Raw genomic sequence first — 15539 nt, forward strand, 5'->3', positions numbered from 1 at the left:
TCGCTACGGACAATTCAGAACAGATCGGGCTGTTCGGGCTTGGATGGAGCATAGGGTTTGCCGCCTGCGCGCTCAACCCGCGCATCCACCACGCCGTCGCGGAAATGGAGCGTCACCGCGCCCGCCGCGCGCGCGTCCGCCGCGCTCGCCACCACCTTGCCGCTCGCCTTGGCGCCGACGCGGACATAACCGCGCTGGAGCAGATTGTCGGGATTGACCGCGTCGAGCAGCTTGCCCGCCCCCTCCAGCCGGTGACGCAGTGTGTCGAGCTTGCGCTCGAGCACCGCCGGCCGCAGCGCGCCCGCCGCGCGGTCGAGCACGCCGCGCGCCACCGTCACGCGCCGCTCCAGCGCCCGGTCGAGCCGCGCGCCCATGTCGTCGGCCTTTTGCCGCTGCGGCCCGAGCAATGCGTCGCGCCGGGGCAGCACGCGCACCAAGGCCGCCAATCGCTCTCCGCCGCGCTCGTGATAGCGCCGCGCGCAGCGCTCGGCGCGCAGGCCGAGCGTGGCGATGCCGTTGGCGAGCTCGGCGCGCACGGGTACGGCCATCTCCGCCGCCGCGGTCGGGGTCGGCGCGCGCATGTCGGCGGCAAAGTCGCACAGGCTGGTGTCGGTCTCGTGCCCCACCGCCGAGATGACCGGGATCGAGCATGCCGCCACCGCGCGCACCACGACTTCCTCGTTGAACGCCCACAGATCCTCGATCGAGCCGCCGCCGCGCGCGACGATCACCAGGTCCGGCCGCCGCACCGACCCATCCTCCACCATCGCATCGAACCCGCGCACCGCCGCCGCCACTTCCTCGGCCGCGCCCTGGCCTTGCACCTTGACCGGCCAGACCAGCACGTGGGTCGGAAAGCGGTCCTCGAGCCGATGGAGGATATCGCGGATCACCGCCCCGGTAGGCGACGTCACCACGCCGATCGTCTGCGGCGCAAACGGCAGCGGCTTCTTGCGCGCCGGGTCGAACAGCCCCTCCCCGGCGAGCTGTGCCTTCAATTTCTCGAACAGCGCCATCAACGCGCCTTCGCCGGCCAGCTCCATCCGCTCGATCACGATCTGGTATTTGGAGCGGCCGGGGTAGGTGGTGAGCTTGCCGGTGGCGATCACCTCGATCCCGTCCTGCGGGCTGAACGGCACCAAAGCCGCCTGCCCACGCCACATCACCGCGTCGATCACCGCGTCAGCGTCCTTGAGCGCGAGATAGACATGCCCCGACGCCGCACGCTTGAACCCCGAAATCTCGCCGCGCAGCCGGACATGGCCGAACTCGCCCTCGACCATGCGCTTCAGTTTCAGCGACAATTCGCCGACCGAAAGCGGAGCGGCGTTGTCCCCCTCCCGCCCCTCGGCTACGAGCCGCGGCGGAACGTTATCGTCGAAGGGGTCTGACATGAATGTCCTGTTGCTTGGGTCCGGTGGCCGCGAACATGCGCTCGCCTGGAAGCTCGCGCAATCGCCCCGGCTCGATAGCCTGCACGCGATCCCCGGCAACCCCGGAATCGCCCAATACGCGACTTGCCACGAGGTGAAGCTCACCGATCACCCCGCAGTGATCGAGTTCTGCCGCGCGCACGACATCGGCTTCGTCGTGGTCGGCCCTGAAGCGCCTTTGGTCGATGGCCTCAGCGACAGCCTGCGCGCCGCCGGCCTCCCCGTGTTCGGCCCCTCGCAGGCGGCCGCCCAGCTCGAAGGGTCGAAGGGCTTCACCAAGGACCTGTGCGCGCGCGAGAACATCCCCACCGCCGGCTATGTCCGCGTCACCGATCTCGCCACCGCCCGTGCCGCGCTCGCCCGCGATTTCCCGCGGCCGGTGGTGATCAAGGCCGATGGTCTCGCCGCGGGCAAGGGCGTGACCATCGCCTTCACCGACGAGGAGGCCGAGGCCGCGATCGCCGCGATCTTCGACAAGCCCGGCGGCGAGGCGGTGATCGAGGAATTCCTCGAAGGCGAGGAAGCCAGCCTGTTCATCCTCACCGACGGCAAGGCGATCATGCCGATGGGCTCGGCGCAGGACCACAAGCGCGTCGGCGACGGCGACACCGGCCCCAATACCGGCGGGATGGGCGCCTACAGCCCTGCCCGCGTGCTCACCCCCGAGTTGGAAGCCGCGGCGATCGACACGATCATCCGCCCCACCGTCGTGGCGATGGCCAGGGACGGCATTCCCTATTCAGGCGTGCTCTATGCCGGCCTCATGCTCACCCGCGCCGGCCCCAAGCTGATCGAGTACAACGCCCGCTTCGGCGACCCCGAATGCCAGGTGTTGATGCTGCGGCTCGAGGATGATCTGCTCGACCTCATGCTCGCGGCCGAGACCGGCGAGCTGGCCAGCCGTCCCGCCCCGCGCTTCGGCGCCGAGACCGCGCTCACCGTGGTGATGGCGGCGAAGGGCTATCCCGGCACGCCCGAGACCGGCGGCGCGATCCGCGGGCTCGACGCCGCCGAGGAAACCGGCGCGCAGGTCTTCCAGGCCGGCACGCGCATGGATGGCGACACGCTCGTCGCCGCGGGCGGCCGCGTTCTCACGGTCACCGCCACCGGCGCCAGCGTCACCGAAGCGCAGGCGGCCGCCTATCGCGCGGTCGACGCGATCGACTTCCCCACCGGCTTCGCCCGCCGCGACATCGGCTGGCGCGAAGTGGCGCGCGAGCGGGGCTAGTCCGGCTCCGCAATCGCCTGGTCGGCGTCCCCGATCAGATATTGCGCCATCGAGGTGCGCGCCGGATTGATCCGGTGCGGCGGGAACAGCAGCAGGCACAGCACCGCGGTATCGCGCCGCGCCCAGCTCCCCCAGCTGAGCGGCGAATCCCCATGCGCGTCGCGCTGGTCGAGCACCGCGCCCGCCGCGATCAGCCGCTCGATCGTCCCCTGCGTGGCATAAGCCGCCGCGCGGTGCAGCGCGCCCTCGCCGCGGTTGCGCACATCGCGCATGAAGCAACCAGTCTCAGTCCCGGGAATCGTCGCCTTGTTGGGATCGGCGCCAGCCGCCAACAGCACTGCGACAACCGCCTCCTGTCCCGGACTGTCGCGGCTCACCGCGTTGTGCAACGGCGTCTCGCCGCTCTCCGGATCGGCGCCATCGGCGTCCGCGCCTTGCTCGATCAGCCAGGCGCACAGCCGCCAATGCCCGTGGAACGCCGCGCCGCCGAGGCCGAGGTTGCGGCCGAGCCGCTCGAGCGGCACGCCTGCCTCCACCAGCCGCCGGATCGCGCTCACATCGCCATAATAGGCGCACCAGCCGATCAGGTCGGCGCCCTCGACGCGCGCCTGCGGATCGCCGCCGCCGGCGAGCCAGTCGAAGATCAGGTCGGTGCGGCCCGCCGCGATGCGTTCCAGCATGTCGCGCCCTCCGGAATGTGGCGCGTCGTCATATCACGGAGCACCGTCCCGGCGAACTCTTGCCGCGGCGAAGCGTTGACGTTGTTCAACCCTATCCGAGGCCCCCGATGGACAGCACCACCGAATCCCTGTCCCCCGCAGGCGCCGCATCGATGTTCGGCTGGGTAACGGTGACGCATCTGATCGTCGTTGCGCTGTGCGCGGTCGGCGCCATCGCGATCCTTGTCTGGGGCCGCCGGCTGCGCCGCAAGCGCCTGGAGGCCGAGCGCACACGCGAGGAAGACGCCGGCCGCGACCAGCCGCCACCCGCATAGCACGCAGGCTATCCGGTCTCGCTCACCAGCAGCTTGTCGATCTTGTGCCCGTCCATGTCGACGATCTCGAACCGCCAGCCCTGCTCGGTAAAGCTCTCGCCCTCCTGCGGCAGCCGCTTGAGCACCGCGAGCGCGAGGCCGGCGACCGTCGCATAGTCGCGATCCTCGGGCAGCTCGATCCTGATCCGCTCGGCCAGCGCGTCGGCGGCGAGCTGGCCCGAGACGAGCAGCGATCCGTCATCGCGCACCACGATCGCGGGTTCGTCGCCGAAATCGGCGTCCGACACGAACTCGCCCGCGATCGCCGCAAGCAGATCGGCCGGGGTCACGATCCCCTCGAAATGCCCATATTCGTCATGGACGAAGCCCATCGGCACGGCGGCACGGCGCAGCGCGCCCAGCGCATCCATCGCGTCGACCTGGTCGGGGAGCACCGGCGCGGCGTGCATCAGCGCGCGCAGGTCGAGCGGCTGCCCAAGGATCAGCGCCGTGACCACGTCGCGTGCCTGCACCACGCCGACCACCGCGTCGACCGAACCCTCGGCAACCGGCAGGCGGGTATGCGGCGTCTCGGCCAGCGCCTTGCGGATTCCGGCCTCGTCGAGATTGGCGTCGATCCAGTCGACCTCGGTGCGCGGCGTCATCACCTCGCGCACCGGCCGGTCGGCGAGCCGCACCACCCCCGAGATGATCGAGCGCTCATGCTCCTCGATCACTCCCGAATGCGTCGCCTCGGCCACCAGCATGTGCAGCTCCTCGGCGGTGACGCGGTTCTCCGATTCGCGGTTCATGCCGAGCAGGCGGAACACCAAAGCGCTGCTCCGGTCGAGCACCCACACCACCGGTGCGGTAGCCTTCGACAGCCACAGCATCGGCGTCGCCATCACCACCGCGATCGGCTCAGGCGAGCGCAGCGCGAACTGCTTGGGTACCAGCTCGCCGACGATCAGCGAGGCATAGGTGGTGAGCGCGATGACGATCGCGAAACCGATCGTCTGCGCGGTCTCCTTCTCCGCCCCCAGCAGCTCGATCCGCGCCGCGGTGGGCATACCCAGGCTCGCGCCCGAATAGGCGCCGGCGAGGATGCCGATCAGGGTGATGCCGATCTGCACGGTCGAGAGGAACTTGCCGGGATCGGCGGCGAGGTCGAGCGCGGTCTGCGCGCCGCGCTTACCGGTGCGCACCATCGCCTCCAGCCGCGCCTTGCGCGCGGAGACGATCGCGAGCTCGGACATCGCGAACACACCGTTGAGCGCGACCAGCGCCAGGATGATCGCGACGTCGATCCAGGGAAATGGGGGGAGCGGGTCCATTGGCCTGCCGAACCCATAGTCGCATTCAGCTGAGTTTCACAACGCCCGTCTACATCGCGGGTCGATGCGAGGGCGGAACAACGCCGCCGCTCGCGCGATTCTGGTCACGAAATCAAAGGAGGAAGTTCATGCGTAATCTCGGCAACTGGCCGCTCGTCCCCGCCATCGCGGCGCTCGCGCTGACAAGCGCCTGCGTCACCGATCCGGTGACTGGCGAGCAGCGCATGTCCAAGGCCGGCATCGGCGCGATCGGCGGCGCGCTGGGCGGCTATATCCTTGGCGACATCGTCGGCGGGCGGCGCGACCGGTCTGAAAAGATCATCGGCGCGGGCATCGGCGCGATCGGCGGCGCCGCCATCGGCAGCTACATGGACCGGCAGGAGCGCGAGATCCGCGAGCGTACCGCGGGCACCGATGTCGAGGTGATCCGCCGGGGCGACGACCTCATCCTGTCGATGCCGTCGGGCATCACCTTCGCCACCGACAGCTCGACGATCGAGCCGCAGTTCCGCCCCACGCTCGACAAGGTCGCCGACGTGCTCGACCGCTACAACCAGACCTATGTCGACGTGTACGGCCACACCGATTCGACCGGGTCGGACGCCTACAACCAGTCGCTGTCGGAGCGCCGCGCTGACGCGGTCGCCAGCTATCTCTCGATGCGCGGCGTCGAATCGGCGCGGCTCGAGGCGCTCGGCTATGGCGAGACCCAGCCCGTCGCCGACAACGCCACGATCGAAGGCCGCGCCCAGAACCGCCGCGTCGAGATCAAGATCGTGCCGGTGCGCGACAGCGACATGCGGTAAGAAATCCTCCCCTTCAGGGGAGGTGGCATCGCGCAGCGATGACGGAGGGACCGCCGCGCAGACGGCGGAAACGGCGCAACCGGGTACCGCCCTCTTCGGGGCGGCCCCTCCACCGCCTTCGGCGGTCCCCCTCCCCCGGTGGGGGGAGGAGTTTCACCGCCGCGCCGCGAAGAACTCCCGCAGCAACTCGCCTGCCTCGCCTTCCCCGATCCCGGAATACACTTCCGGCCGGTGATGGCAGGTGGGTTGCGCGAAGAAGCGCGGGCCGTGCTCGACCGCCCCACCTTTGGGATCGGGTGCGCCGTAATAGACGCGCGCGATCCGGGCATGCGCGATCGCCCCGGCGCACATCGCGCAGGGCTCCAGCGTCACCCACAGGTCGCAATCCTCCAGCCGCTCGCGGCCGAGCTTCGCCGCGGCCTCGCGAATCACCCGCATCTCGGCATGCGCGGTGGGGTCGCACAGGGCACGCGGCGCGTTGGCCGCGACCGCCACCTGCCGGTCGCCCTGCATCACCACCGCGCCGACCGGCACCTCGCCCGCCTGTGCGGCGGCGCGGGCGGCATCGAGCGCGGCGCGCATCGGTTCGGGCAGCGGGAACATCACCCCGCTATGCCCGCGCACGCCGCCCTTGGCCATGCCGCCCGCGAATCGGTGTCCGCCTACTGCGTCTTGGCGGCAGGCGCAGGCTGCGCCTTCTCGACCTCGACCGTCGGCACCTGGATGGTCTTGTTCTCCATCACCACGGTCGGCACCTGGATCGTCTCGTTGGTATAGCCCATGCCGACCTTGCCGACATCGGCCTTCACCTCGGGCGCCTTGCCGCCTTCCAGCTTGACCTGCGGCAGCGAGCCGGACTGCATGTTGACGCTCAGCATGCCGACCGAGATCATCACCACGATCACCACGGCGGCGAGGCCCAGTATCGCCAGGATTGCACGCATCGTTCAGTCTCCCCAAAATTGAATCGTTTGCGTAATAACGCCGCATGACGGATCGAAGTTGCACGCGATCGGTCGAACGAGGTTGACGAAAAGCCCCTGTCCCGGTATCGGGCCGCTCTTTCCGGGACGACCGGAACAGGCATAAACCTAGGAATCAAGCGATGTCGCGCATTTGCGAGCTGACCGGCAAGGGCCGGCAGGTGGGACACAATGTTTCCCACGCCAACAACAAGACCAAGCGCACCTTTCTGCCCAACCTGCAGAATGTGACGCTGCTGTCGGAAGCGCTGGAGCGTTCGGTTCGCCTGCGCGTCTCGACGCACGGCCTGCGCTCGGTCGAGCACAATGGCGGTCTCGACAACTGGCTGCTCAAGACCAGCGACGAGAAGCTCTCGCTCAAGGCGCGCCGCCTGAAGCGCGAGATCGCCAAGAAGGCGACCGCCGCGGCCTGAACCCGTTTGGGGCTCGCAATTTCGACCGGCCCGCTCCCGCAAGGGACGCGGGCCGTTCGGCGTTCTGGCGCCGGCTATACGTCCAACCTGAACTTGAGCAGCAGCGAACGCTGCAACCGCCACTGATTGTCATCCGAGGCGATCCACAGGATCGTATCGCGCCCTTCGCGAGTCACCGCCACCGCCTCGAAATTATCGTGCACCACCGGTGCGGCGAAGCGCGCGATCTCCCGGCCCGTGGCGATTCGGCCTGCACCCACCGCGCCGCGATCCACGATCGCCACCACCGCGGTGAACATCTCGCGCAGCGAAGCCTTGCGGTTGAGCACCACCAGCCTTCCGTCGGGCAGCTCGGCGATGTCGGTCGGCTTGAACCCCTTGGGCGGACGATAGCTGAACGCGAAGCCGCGCCGCGGCGCGCGCACCGGATCGCCCGCGAACCACAGCCCGCGCCGCGTGCCCTTGGCGTCACCGTCCTCGCTTTCCGACAGCACGATGAAGCTGCCGTCGCGCAGCCGCGCCATCGCTTCGGCGCCGCCATTGTCGGGCCACTCCGCCATCGCCGGCGGCGCCGCATGTGCCTCGGCGCGTGCGAAGCCGGGAGCATAGCGCCAGATCTGGTTCGCCCGCTCGAACCCCACCCATAGCTGCCCCGTCGCCGGATCGCGCGTGAGCGATTCGCTGTCGCGCTCGGACTTGTGCCAGCCGCGCCCCGGTCCGTCGGGCAGCTCGGCGAAGCGCGGGGCGCGCGCCTGCCAGTCGCGCCCCATCCGGAAGCTGACGATATTCCCGCCGTCGCTCAGCAGCGTGAAGCGGTCGCCCTCCACGGTCATCGCGGAGAAGCCCCCGAACGCCGGCTTAGGGCCGGTCAGGTACACCCCGCCCAGAAAGGTCAGCCCGCCAAGCTTCACCCGCGCGGGATCGCGCCAGTCAAGCGCCATCGGATGCGCCGCCATCTCGGCCTTCGCGGGCAGCAGCGCCAGCCGCTCGTCCCCCGACCAGCTCGGCACGAACAACAACAGCAGGAGCACGGAGAGCAGGATACGCATCGCGCCCCTCATAGCGGCCCGATTCCCGCCGCAAAGCTGAACCTTGGATAACGGCGGTGTTCAGCCAGTGCTCAACCCTGTTCATCTAGTAGCAAGCGCAACGGGCCGTGCCGCGCGTATCGCGCACGCCCGCCAAACAGCCGGTGCGCGTCCTTGAGGACGCCCCTGCCCGTGTTTCCCCGCGTTGCGTATCGGGGATGGGCGCTTTCCCCCTCGGGCCCCTCTCACCGCACCGGCCAATTCCCGCTCCGCACGCGCCGCTCTTTTCGCTGAACGGGAGATAACCGGCACATTCAGGCATCGCTCAATGCGGATGTGCGAATCCCTTGTTCAACGATGACGGCGCAGGGCCGACATCGCACGAAACGGCAGAACAAGGAGAAAACCGATGTTCAAGAAGCTTTCCCTGATCGGCGCCGCGCTGGCGATGACCGGTACCGCGCTGATCTCCGCGACGCCCGCCGCTGCGCAGCGCTACGAGTATCGCGACGACCGCGGCTATTATGGCGACCGCGGTTACCGCAACGATCGCGGCTACCGCAGCTATCGTGGCTATGACCGCCGCTACAACAACCGCTACAACCGTTACCGGGCGCGCGAGAAGTGCCGCGACGGTGACGGCGGCACGATCGTCGGCGCGATCGCCGGCGGCCTCGCCGGCAACGCGATCGCCGGCCGCGGCGACCGCACGCTCGGCACGATCCTCGGCGGCGCGGTGGGCGCCATCGCCGGCCGCGAGATCGACCGGTCGGACCGTCCGGGCTATTGCCGCCGCTAAGTCAGTAGTGGTCTGAAACAAGGAGGCCGGCTCCCGCAAGGGGGTCGGCCTTACTTGCATCCGATAGTGTCTGTTTGGAAATGCGCGGAAGAGCGCATTTCGAGGCGGCACCGGCCCGCTCCCCACCCGGCCACCCAACGGTAGTATCATATGGGTGGCCGGGTGGGGGAGCGGGCCGGTGCCGTAATGCGCCGTCAGGCGCATTCTCAAACGAAGTGTATCAGTTGAGCAACACTCTCCGGTCAATCGCGTGATTCGAACGCCTTGGCGCTTGTTTCTGCCACATTCGACACCCAGATGCGCCCTCCCCGAGGCGGAGGAGACATCCGCCCAGGGCTGTAAAAAGGAATGTAGAATACCATGAAGAAGATTGCTCTGGCGCTCGTCGCCCTGACCGCCGCCGCAACGCCGGCTTTCGCGCAGGACGAAGCCGCCCCCTTCAACGGCGCGCATGTTTCGGCCGTTGTCGGCTACGACATTCTCGACCTCAACACCGCGGGTCTCGATAACCCCGATGGCCTCGCCTATGGCGTGAACCTCGGCTATGATCTCCAGCGCGGCAACGTCCTGTTCGGCATCGAGGGCGAGGTCACCGAATCCACTGCCGAGGTCAAGGCGGGCAACACCGTCGTCGCTTCGGCGGGCCGCGACCTCTATGTCGGCGGCCGTCTCGGCTATGTGCTGGGCAAGACCGCGATCTACGGCAAGGCCGGCTACACCAATGCGCGCGTCGAGAGCGTCGCGGGCGACGACAATGGCGACGGCTTCCGTGTCGGCGGCGGCGTCGAGCGCAAATTCGGCCAGAACCTCTTCGGCAAGGTCGAGTATCGCTATTCGAACTACGAAGCGGACGTCGAGCGCCACCAGGTGGTCGCCGGCGTCGGCATGCGCTTCTGATGCACTGACGCCGCGGTTTGGACAGCGCCGCGGCGTGAGACGAAGGGAGGCCGGCTTCCGCGAGGAGGCCGGCCTTTTTCTATGGCTGCTGTTTGGTGGCTAGCGGCCGTTTGCGATCGCGTCGTCCTACCGGCGGCGCTTCGCCTGGTTCCTAGCTCGCCGGGTGGTACATGAACTCGCGGAGTTCCTGCGCGCAGCGGCAGGCGACCGCGATCTTCCGCGCCCATTCGACCGCCTCCTCGCGCGTCGGCACCTCGAGCACCGTGAAGCCGCCCTTGAGATGGCTGCCAGGATAGATGTCCGGGGACACCGACCCGTCGCCGGAAACCAGCACGGGATCCACCTGCTCATGGATTCCACCGCCGAACACGTAGACGCCGGCCGCCTTGGCTTCCTCGATCACCGCAAGCGCGTCGGCGGAGACGGCCGGCATATCCTCGTCCGCGACGACCATGGCTTCGCTGGGGAAGGAGATGAGGTATTTGGTCATGCCTCGATGATGCATCGCGGATCAGGCGGCGGCAAGTCGAGATGCTAGTTGTAGGCCTGCTCCAGCACGGGCAAAGCCCGCGCTGGCGTCGGACGGGTTCCGGCAAGCCGGACCGGCCGGCCGTGCCGGGCGCTGCGCGGCTTAGCCGCGCAGCGGGGCCGTGGCTTCGCCCACGCCCTTGCGCCCGTCAGTACATATGCTGCCCGCCATTGATGCTCAGCGTTGATCCGGTGACGAACCCGCCCTCTTCGGAGCACAGGAACGCCACGCCGCGCGCGATCTCGTTGGCCTGGCCTAGCCGCCCGACCGGGATCTTCGCCACGATCTTCTCGAGCACCTCGGCCGGCACCGCGGCCACCATGTCGGTGTCGATATAGCCAGGCGCGATCGCGTTCACCGTCACCCCGGCGCGCGCGCCTTCCTGCGCCAGCGCCTTGGTGAAGCCGTGGATGCCGCTCTTCGCCGCGGCATAATTGACCTGGCCGTACTGTCCCGCCTGGCCGTTGATCGAACCGATGTTGACGATCCGCCCCCATTTGCGCTCGCGCATCCCGGGGAAGGTGCCCTTGGCCATGTTGAAACAGCCGCCCAGATTGGTGTCCATGACCTCCTTCCACATCTGGTAGGTCATCTTGAGGATCGTGCCGTCGCGGGTGATGCCGGCATTGTTGACCAGCACATCGACCGGCCCGAGCGTCTCCTCGACCTGCGCGATCCCCGCCTGGCACGCGTCATAGTCGGCGACGTCCCATTTGAACGCCTTGATCCCGGTCCGCTCGGTGAACTCGGCGGCGCGCTGGTCGTTGCCGGCATAGTTGGCGGCGACCTGCATCCCCATGTCGTTGAGCGCAACGCTGATCGCCTCGCCGATGCCGCGCGTGCCGCCGGTTACGATCGCTACCCGTGCCATGAACCTCTCCCAGATTGGTTGGCGGAAAGGCTAGGCAAGCTCCGTCCAGCCCGCAAGCTCCCTTGCGAGAATGTTGCGCAACATGAGTAGGCCGGGCGCGCCGTCGTTGAGGCATGCGAGATAGGCGAAGCGCTCGCCCCCCGCCGCCGCGAACGTCGCGCGCCCGCGGATCGCGAGTTCCTCCAGGGTTTCGAGGCAGTCCGCAGCAAAACCCGGCGCGACCACCGCGACGCGCCTGACGCCCTTGCCCGGCAAGCCCGCCAGCGTCGCATCGGTCGCCGGCTCCAGCCACTTCGCCCGCCCGAAGCGCGACTGGAATGCCACCACCAATTCCCGCCCGAGCGCAGCCTCCAGCAGCCGCGCGGTCTTCACGCAATGGCAGTGATATGGATCGCCCAGCTCAAGCGTCCGCTGCGGCATCCCGTGAAAGCTCGCGACGATCGCCTCCGGCTCGAAATCGAGCGCAGCAAGCTGCGCCTCGACCGACTCCTTGAGCGCAGCAATATAGGCCGGATCGTCATGATAGGGCGGCAGCGTCCTTAGCGCCGGCTGCCACCGCATCCCCGCCAGCGCCGCGAACGCCGCGTCGTTCGCGGTCGCGGTCGTTGCTGCGCAATATTGCGGATAGAGCGGCGCGATCAGGATGCGCTCGCACCCCGCTTCCTTCATTGCCGCGAGCCGCTCGCCAATCGCCGGATTGCCGTAGCGCATCGCCCAGTCGACCCGCACCTCCGGCCACGCCGCCTGCAGCGCCCTGGCCTGCCGCGCGGTGATCGCCGCCAGCGGCGAACCCTCCTCGGTCCACACCAGCCCATAGGCATGCGCCGACTTTCTCGGCCGCGTGCGCAACACCACGCCGCGCAGGATCGGCTGCCACACCAATTGCGGGATCTCGACCACCCGCCGGTCCGAGAGGAACTCGGAGAGATAGCGCCGCACCGCCGGCGCATCAGGCGCGTCGGGCGTGCCGAGATTGACCAGCAGCACCCCGATCTTGCGCTCGGGGATCGCCGGATGCCGCTCCGGCGCCATCACTCGCCGCCCGGGATCAGCGGAAGCTGGCGCAGCCGCACCCCGGTCGCCGCGTGCAACGCATTGGCGATCGCCGGCGCCACCGGCGGCACCGCCAGCTCGCTCACGCCACCCGGATCGGCATCGCTCGCGATCAGCTCGACCATGATCTGGGGACAATCGGCCAGCCGCGGCAGCTCGAGGTCGCGGAGGGACCGCGCGTCGGGCCGGTTGCCGGTGAAGCCAGTCGTCGCGCCCAGCGCCGCGGCCATGCCGAAGATCAGCCCGCCCTCGATCTGCTGCTCGACCACGCTCGGATTGACCACCCGGCCGCAATCGACCGCCGCGACCAGCCGGTCGACCTTGACGCGTTGGTCGCCGCCGATCGAGGCTTCGGCCATCACCGCGATATAGCTGCCGCGAAAGGCGTGGCACGCCAGCCCCTGCCCGCTCCCCGGCAGCCCGCCCTGCCAGCCGCCGAGCGAGGTGACGGTCGACAGGCACCGCGCCAGCCGCGGCTCGGCGGCGAGCATCGCGATGCGGAACGAAAAGGCCTCGACATCCGCGACATGCGCCAGCTCGTCGATGAAGCTCTCGGTGAAGAAGGCGGTGTAGCTGTGCGCCCCCGACCGCCAATACCCGGTCGGCACGCCGATCTCGGCCGGATGGTGGTCGATCGCCAGTGCCGGGATGCGATAGGGCGGCCGCGCCCCCGCCACCGCCGATGCGTCGCCGATCCCGCCCGCCGCCAGGCTCGCGCCGATCGCCCCGCCGCCGCCGGTCAGCCGCCGCGCCAACTCATGGCCGGTGCTCGGCGCGGCGATCTTGGCCAGCCATCCCGAAATGCTCCCGTTCGTCCCCAGCCGCGCCGTCATCCGCGCCGCCGCCGGAGGACGGAACCGGTCCTGCGCGCTGGTCTCGCCGCGCGACCAGGTGAGCTGCACCGGCTTCCTGACCTCGCGCGCGATCAACGCCGCCTGCTCGGCGACCTGATGTTCCAGATTCTGCCCGAACGATCCGCCCGCGAGCACTGGATGCACCACCACGTCGCCCGTGCCGATTCCCAGCACCCGCGCCACCGCGTCGCGCGCGAGGCCTGGCGCCTGGGTCGGCAGCCACAACCGCACGCGGCCATCCTCCCACACCGCTGTCGCGGTCATCGGCTCGATCGCGGCGTGCAACGCGAGCCCGGCGCGATACTCCGCCGTCACCACGCGCGCGCCCGCGAACGCCGCGGCAAGATCGCCCGCCGAGGCCATCCGTTCGCCCTCGCCGTCGAGCGCGGCGTCGAGCGCAGCCTGGATGGTCTCGCTCTCCACTCGGCCCGCTACCTCGAACCGCGGATTGAGCGCCTCGAGCGCCCGGTTCGCCGCCCACCAGTTGTTGGCGACCGCGGCGACCCACATCTCGTTCTTCACGATATGCAGCGTGCCCGGCACATTCCGCGCCGCCGCCTCGTCGATCGCCGCGAGCTTGACCGTTCCCACCGGCCCTTGGCGCAGCGCCGCGAACACCATGTTCGGCAAGCGGATGTCCCCGGCGAAATTGGCGCTGCCGTCGACCTTGCCCGGCCCGTCGAGCCGCGGCAGCGGCTCGCCGCTCAGCCGTCCCGTCTCGCCCTCACGTAGCACGAGATCGTCAGGCGCCTCCTCGCCCGCCGCCTCGGCCGCGAGCTCGCCGAAGCGCAACCGCTGCTGGCCATGCACGACATGCCCGCCGGTGGTGTCGCATTCCTGCCAGTCGACTCCCCAGCGCCGCGCCGCCGCCTTGCACAGCATCGCCCGCGCCGCGGCGCCCGCGGCGCGCAACGGCGCCTCGAAGCTGCGCATCGAGGTCGATCCGCCGGTCAGCGTCAGCGCGTTGCGCACGGCCCAGGTCCGCTCCAGCCGCTCGGGCAGCACGCCCGGGAACAGCTCGCCCAGCGCCAGCGAATTGGCATAGATCGGGTTGAGCGGCGCCTGCTCCACCCCCACCATCCGCCAGTCCGCGCCCAACTCGTCGGCGAGCGCCTGCGGCAGCGTGGTGAATATGCCCTGGCCATATTCGCATTGCGGGATCGCGACGGTGACCTGGCCGTTGGTCGCGATCTTGAGCCAAGCACCGAACGCGGTCTCGTTGTCGCGCGCGCTCAAATTGGGGAGATAGGCGCGCGGCCATACCGCCCAGGCGACCACCAGCCCGATTCCAGCGCCGCCGCCGATCAGCAGCGTGCGCCGATCGATGCCCTTCCTTCGCTCCATCGCCCACGCTCTACCCGCGCTTCAATCGCCGCGCCAGTCATCCAGACTTGGGTTTGCCGTGATATGCGGATAGGACAGCGCCGAACCCCCGGGAGGCACTCACTTGATCCTGTCCATCGCCGCCAGCGCCGCCGCGAACCATATCCAGTTCAGCCAGCTTGGCCTCGATCCGGTCGCGCTGCCGATCTGGATCGGCGACCGGCATATTTTCGATCTGAAATGGTATTCGCTCGCCTATATCGCGGGCATCCTGATCGGCTGGTGGTACCTGCTCAAGCTGCTCGCCCAGCCCGGTGCGCCGATGGCCCGCCGTCACGCCGACGACATGGTGTTCTACGCCACGATCGGCATCATCGTCGGCGGCCGCCTCGGCTATGCCGTCTTCTACCAGCCGCAGCTGCTGATCGAGCCGCTCAAGCTGCTGCAATTGTGGGAGGGCGGCATGTCCTTCCATGGCGGCGTGATCGGCGTCACGCTCGGCATCCTGTGGTTGTGCCGCCGCGAGAAGCTCTCCTGGCTGCGCGTCCACGACTACGTCGCCTGCTGCGTCCCCTTCGGCCTGTTCTTCGGCCGGCTCGCCAATTTCGTGAATGGCGAACTGTGGGGGCATCAGACCAATGTCGCCTGGGCGATCGTGTTCGAGCGCACCGGCGGCAACATCCCCCGCCACCCGAGCCAGCTCTACGAGGCGGGGCTCGAGGGCCTGCTGCTGTTCGCCGTGCTGTGGTTCCTGTTCTGGAGGACCGACGCGCGCTACCAGCCGGGCAAGCTCGTCGGCACCTTCCTGCTCGGCTATGGCCTGTCGCGCTGGTTCGTCGAGTTCTTCCGCGAGCATGACTCGCAGTTCGACGGCACGATCTTCGCGACCCCGGGGCTGCACATGGGCCAGTTGCTCACCGTGCCGATGATCCTCGGCGGCATCTACCTGATCGCGACCGCCAAGAAGCGCCGCGAGCGGGTCGAGCCGATCGCGGGCGGCCCCAGCGTAGCCTGA

The 15539-nt window shown here is 69.0% G+C and carries 17 protein-coding genes; 7 read left to right on the top strand and 10 right to left on the bottom strand.

The genetic code is table 11. The annotated features are described in order from the left end of the window. Positions 1 to 14: 14 nt before the first annotated feature. Entirely contained in the window at positions 15 to 1394 is a 1380-nt protein-coding gene (gene xseA / locus OK349_RS08335) for an exodeoxyribonuclease VII large subunit (protein WP_265117352.1), read from the bottom strand. Between xseA and purD the strand changes: the two genes are divergently transcribed. Beyond that, entirely contained in the window at positions 1393 to 2661 is a 1269-nt protein-coding gene (gene purD / locus OK349_RS08340; protein WP_265117353.1) for a phosphoribosylamine--glycine ligase, read from the top strand. The genes xseA and purD overlap by 2 nt on opposite strands. On the opposite strand, the gene OK349_RS08345 is transcribed toward purD, so the two are convergent. Continuing rightward, a complete protein-coding gene (locus OK349_RS08345; protein WP_265117354.1) occupies positions 2658 to 3341 on the bottom strand; it encodes an ankyrin repeat domain-containing protein in 684 nt (227 codons plus the stop codon). The two genes, purD and OK349_RS08345, sit on opposite strands and share 4 nt — an antisense overlap. 107 nt (positions 3342 to 3448) lie before the next feature. On the opposite strand from OK349_RS08345, the gene OK349_RS08350 reads away from it, so the two are divergent. Then, complete coding sequence (locus tag OK349_RS08350) at positions 3449 to 3655, top strand: hypothetical protein (RefSeq protein ID WP_265117355.1); 207 nt, start codon at positions 3449 to 3451, stop codon at positions 3653 to 3655. 8 nt (positions 3656 to 3663) lie between these two features. Here OK349_RS08350 and OK349_RS08355 read toward each other — a convergent pair whose 3' ends face one another. Then, complete coding sequence (locus tag OK349_RS08355) at positions 3664 to 4968, bottom strand: hemolysin family protein (protein WP_265117356.1); 1305 nt, start codon at positions 4966 to 4968, stop codon at positions 3664 to 3666. Between the two features lie 128 nt (positions 4969 to 5096). On the opposite strand from OK349_RS08355, the gene OK349_RS08360 reads away from it, so the two are divergent. After that, positions 5097 to 5774 carry a YiaD family glycine zipper/OmpA-like lipoprotein gene (locus OK349_RS08360; protein ID WP_265117357.1) on the top strand — a complete coding sequence of 226 codons (678 nt, stop codon included), beginning with the start codon at positions 5097 to 5099 and terminating at the stop codon, positions 5772 to 5774. 153 nt (positions 5775 to 5927) lie between these two features. On the opposite strand, the gene OK349_RS08365 is transcribed toward OK349_RS08360, so the two are convergent. Next, positions 5928 to 6356, bottom strand: a complete 429-nt coding sequence (locus tag OK349_RS08365; protein WP_265118565.1) for a nucleoside deaminase — start codon at positions 6354 to 6356, stop codon at positions 5928 to 5930. Positions 6357 to 6436: 80 nt separating this feature from the next. Further along, positions 6437 to 6718, bottom strand: coding sequence for a hypothetical protein (locus OK349_RS08370; protein ID WP_265117358.1), 282 nt, complete (start codon positions 6716 to 6718; stop codon positions 6437 to 6439). Between the two features lie 161 nt (positions 6719 to 6879). Here OK349_RS08370 and rpmB point away from each other — a divergent pair, with 161 nt between their 5' ends. Further along, the gene (rpmB, locus tag OK349_RS08375) at positions 6880 to 7170 is read left to right on the top strand and encodes a 50S ribosomal protein L28 (RefSeq protein ID WP_265117359.1); all 291 of its coding nucleotides are present in this window, start codon (positions 6880 to 6882) and stop codon (positions 7168 to 7170) included. A 74-nt stretch (positions 7171 to 7244) separates the two neighbouring features. On the opposite strand, the gene OK349_RS08380 is transcribed toward rpmB, so the two are convergent. Next, positions 7245 to 8219, bottom strand: coding sequence for an esterase-like activity of phytase family protein (locus tag OK349_RS08380; RefSeq protein ID WP_265117360.1), 975 nt, complete (start codon positions 8217 to 8219; stop codon positions 7245 to 7247). A 388-nt stretch (positions 8220 to 8607) separates the two neighbouring features. Between OK349_RS08380 and OK349_RS08385 the strand changes: the two genes are divergently transcribed. Both OK349_RS08385 and OK349_RS08390 read left to right on the top strand, forming a co-directional pair. After that, positions 8608 to 8997, top strand: coding sequence for a glycine zipper 2TM domain-containing protein (locus tag OK349_RS08385; RefSeq protein ID WP_265117361.1), 390 nt, complete (start codon positions 8608 to 8610; stop codon positions 8995 to 8997). Positions 8998 to 9357: 360 nt separating this feature from the next. Next, positions 9358 to 9894, top strand: a complete 537-nt coding sequence (locus tag OK349_RS08390) for an outer membrane protein (protein ID WP_265117362.1) — start codon at positions 9358 to 9360, stop codon at positions 9892 to 9894. A 151-nt stretch (positions 9895 to 10045) separates the two neighbouring features. Here OK349_RS08390 and OK349_RS08395 read toward each other — a convergent pair whose 3' ends face one another. From OK349_RS08395 to OK349_RS08410, 4 genes are all read right to left on the bottom strand, one after another. Next, the gene (locus OK349_RS08395; protein ID WP_265117363.1) at positions 10046 to 10384 is read right to left on the bottom strand and encodes a YciI family protein; all 339 of its coding nucleotides are present in this window, start codon (positions 10382 to 10384) and stop codon (positions 10046 to 10048) included. Positions 10385 to 10571: 187 nt separating this feature from the next. Next, positions 10572 to 11294: an acetoacetyl-CoA reductase gene (gene phbB, locus OK349_RS08400; RefSeq protein ID WP_265117364.1), complete on the bottom strand. Its 723-nt coding sequence runs from the start codon at positions 11292 to 11294 to the stop codon at positions 10572 to 10574. Positions 11295 to 11324: 30 nt separating this feature from the next. Further along, the gene (gene hemH, locus OK349_RS08405; protein ID WP_265117365.1) at positions 11325 to 12326 is read right to left on the bottom strand and encodes a ferrochelatase; all 1002 of its coding nucleotides are present in this window, start codon (positions 12324 to 12326) and stop codon (positions 11325 to 11327) included. Next, positions 12326 to 14545 (bottom strand): xanthine dehydrogenase family protein molybdopterin-binding subunit, encoded by a 2220-nt coding sequence (locus OK349_RS08410; RefSeq protein WP_265117366.1) that lies wholly within the window; start codon positions 14543 to 14545, stop codon positions 12326 to 12328. The genes hemH and OK349_RS08410 overlap by 1 nt, the downstream gene beginning before the upstream one ends. Before the next feature lie 103 nt (positions 14546 to 14648). Here OK349_RS08410 and lgt point away from each other — a divergent pair, with 103 nt between their 5' ends. Beyond that, positions 14649 to 15539: a prolipoprotein diacylglyceryl transferase gene (gene lgt, locus OK349_RS08415; RefSeq protein WP_265117367.1), complete on the top strand. Its 891-nt coding sequence runs from the start codon at positions 14649 to 14651 to the stop codon at positions 15537 to 15539.

This window comes from Sphingomonas sp. BT-65 (genome assembly GCF_026107375.2).
Classification (GTDB): domain Bacteria; phylum Pseudomonadota; class Alphaproteobacteria; order Sphingomonadales; family Sphingomonadaceae; genus Sphingomonas.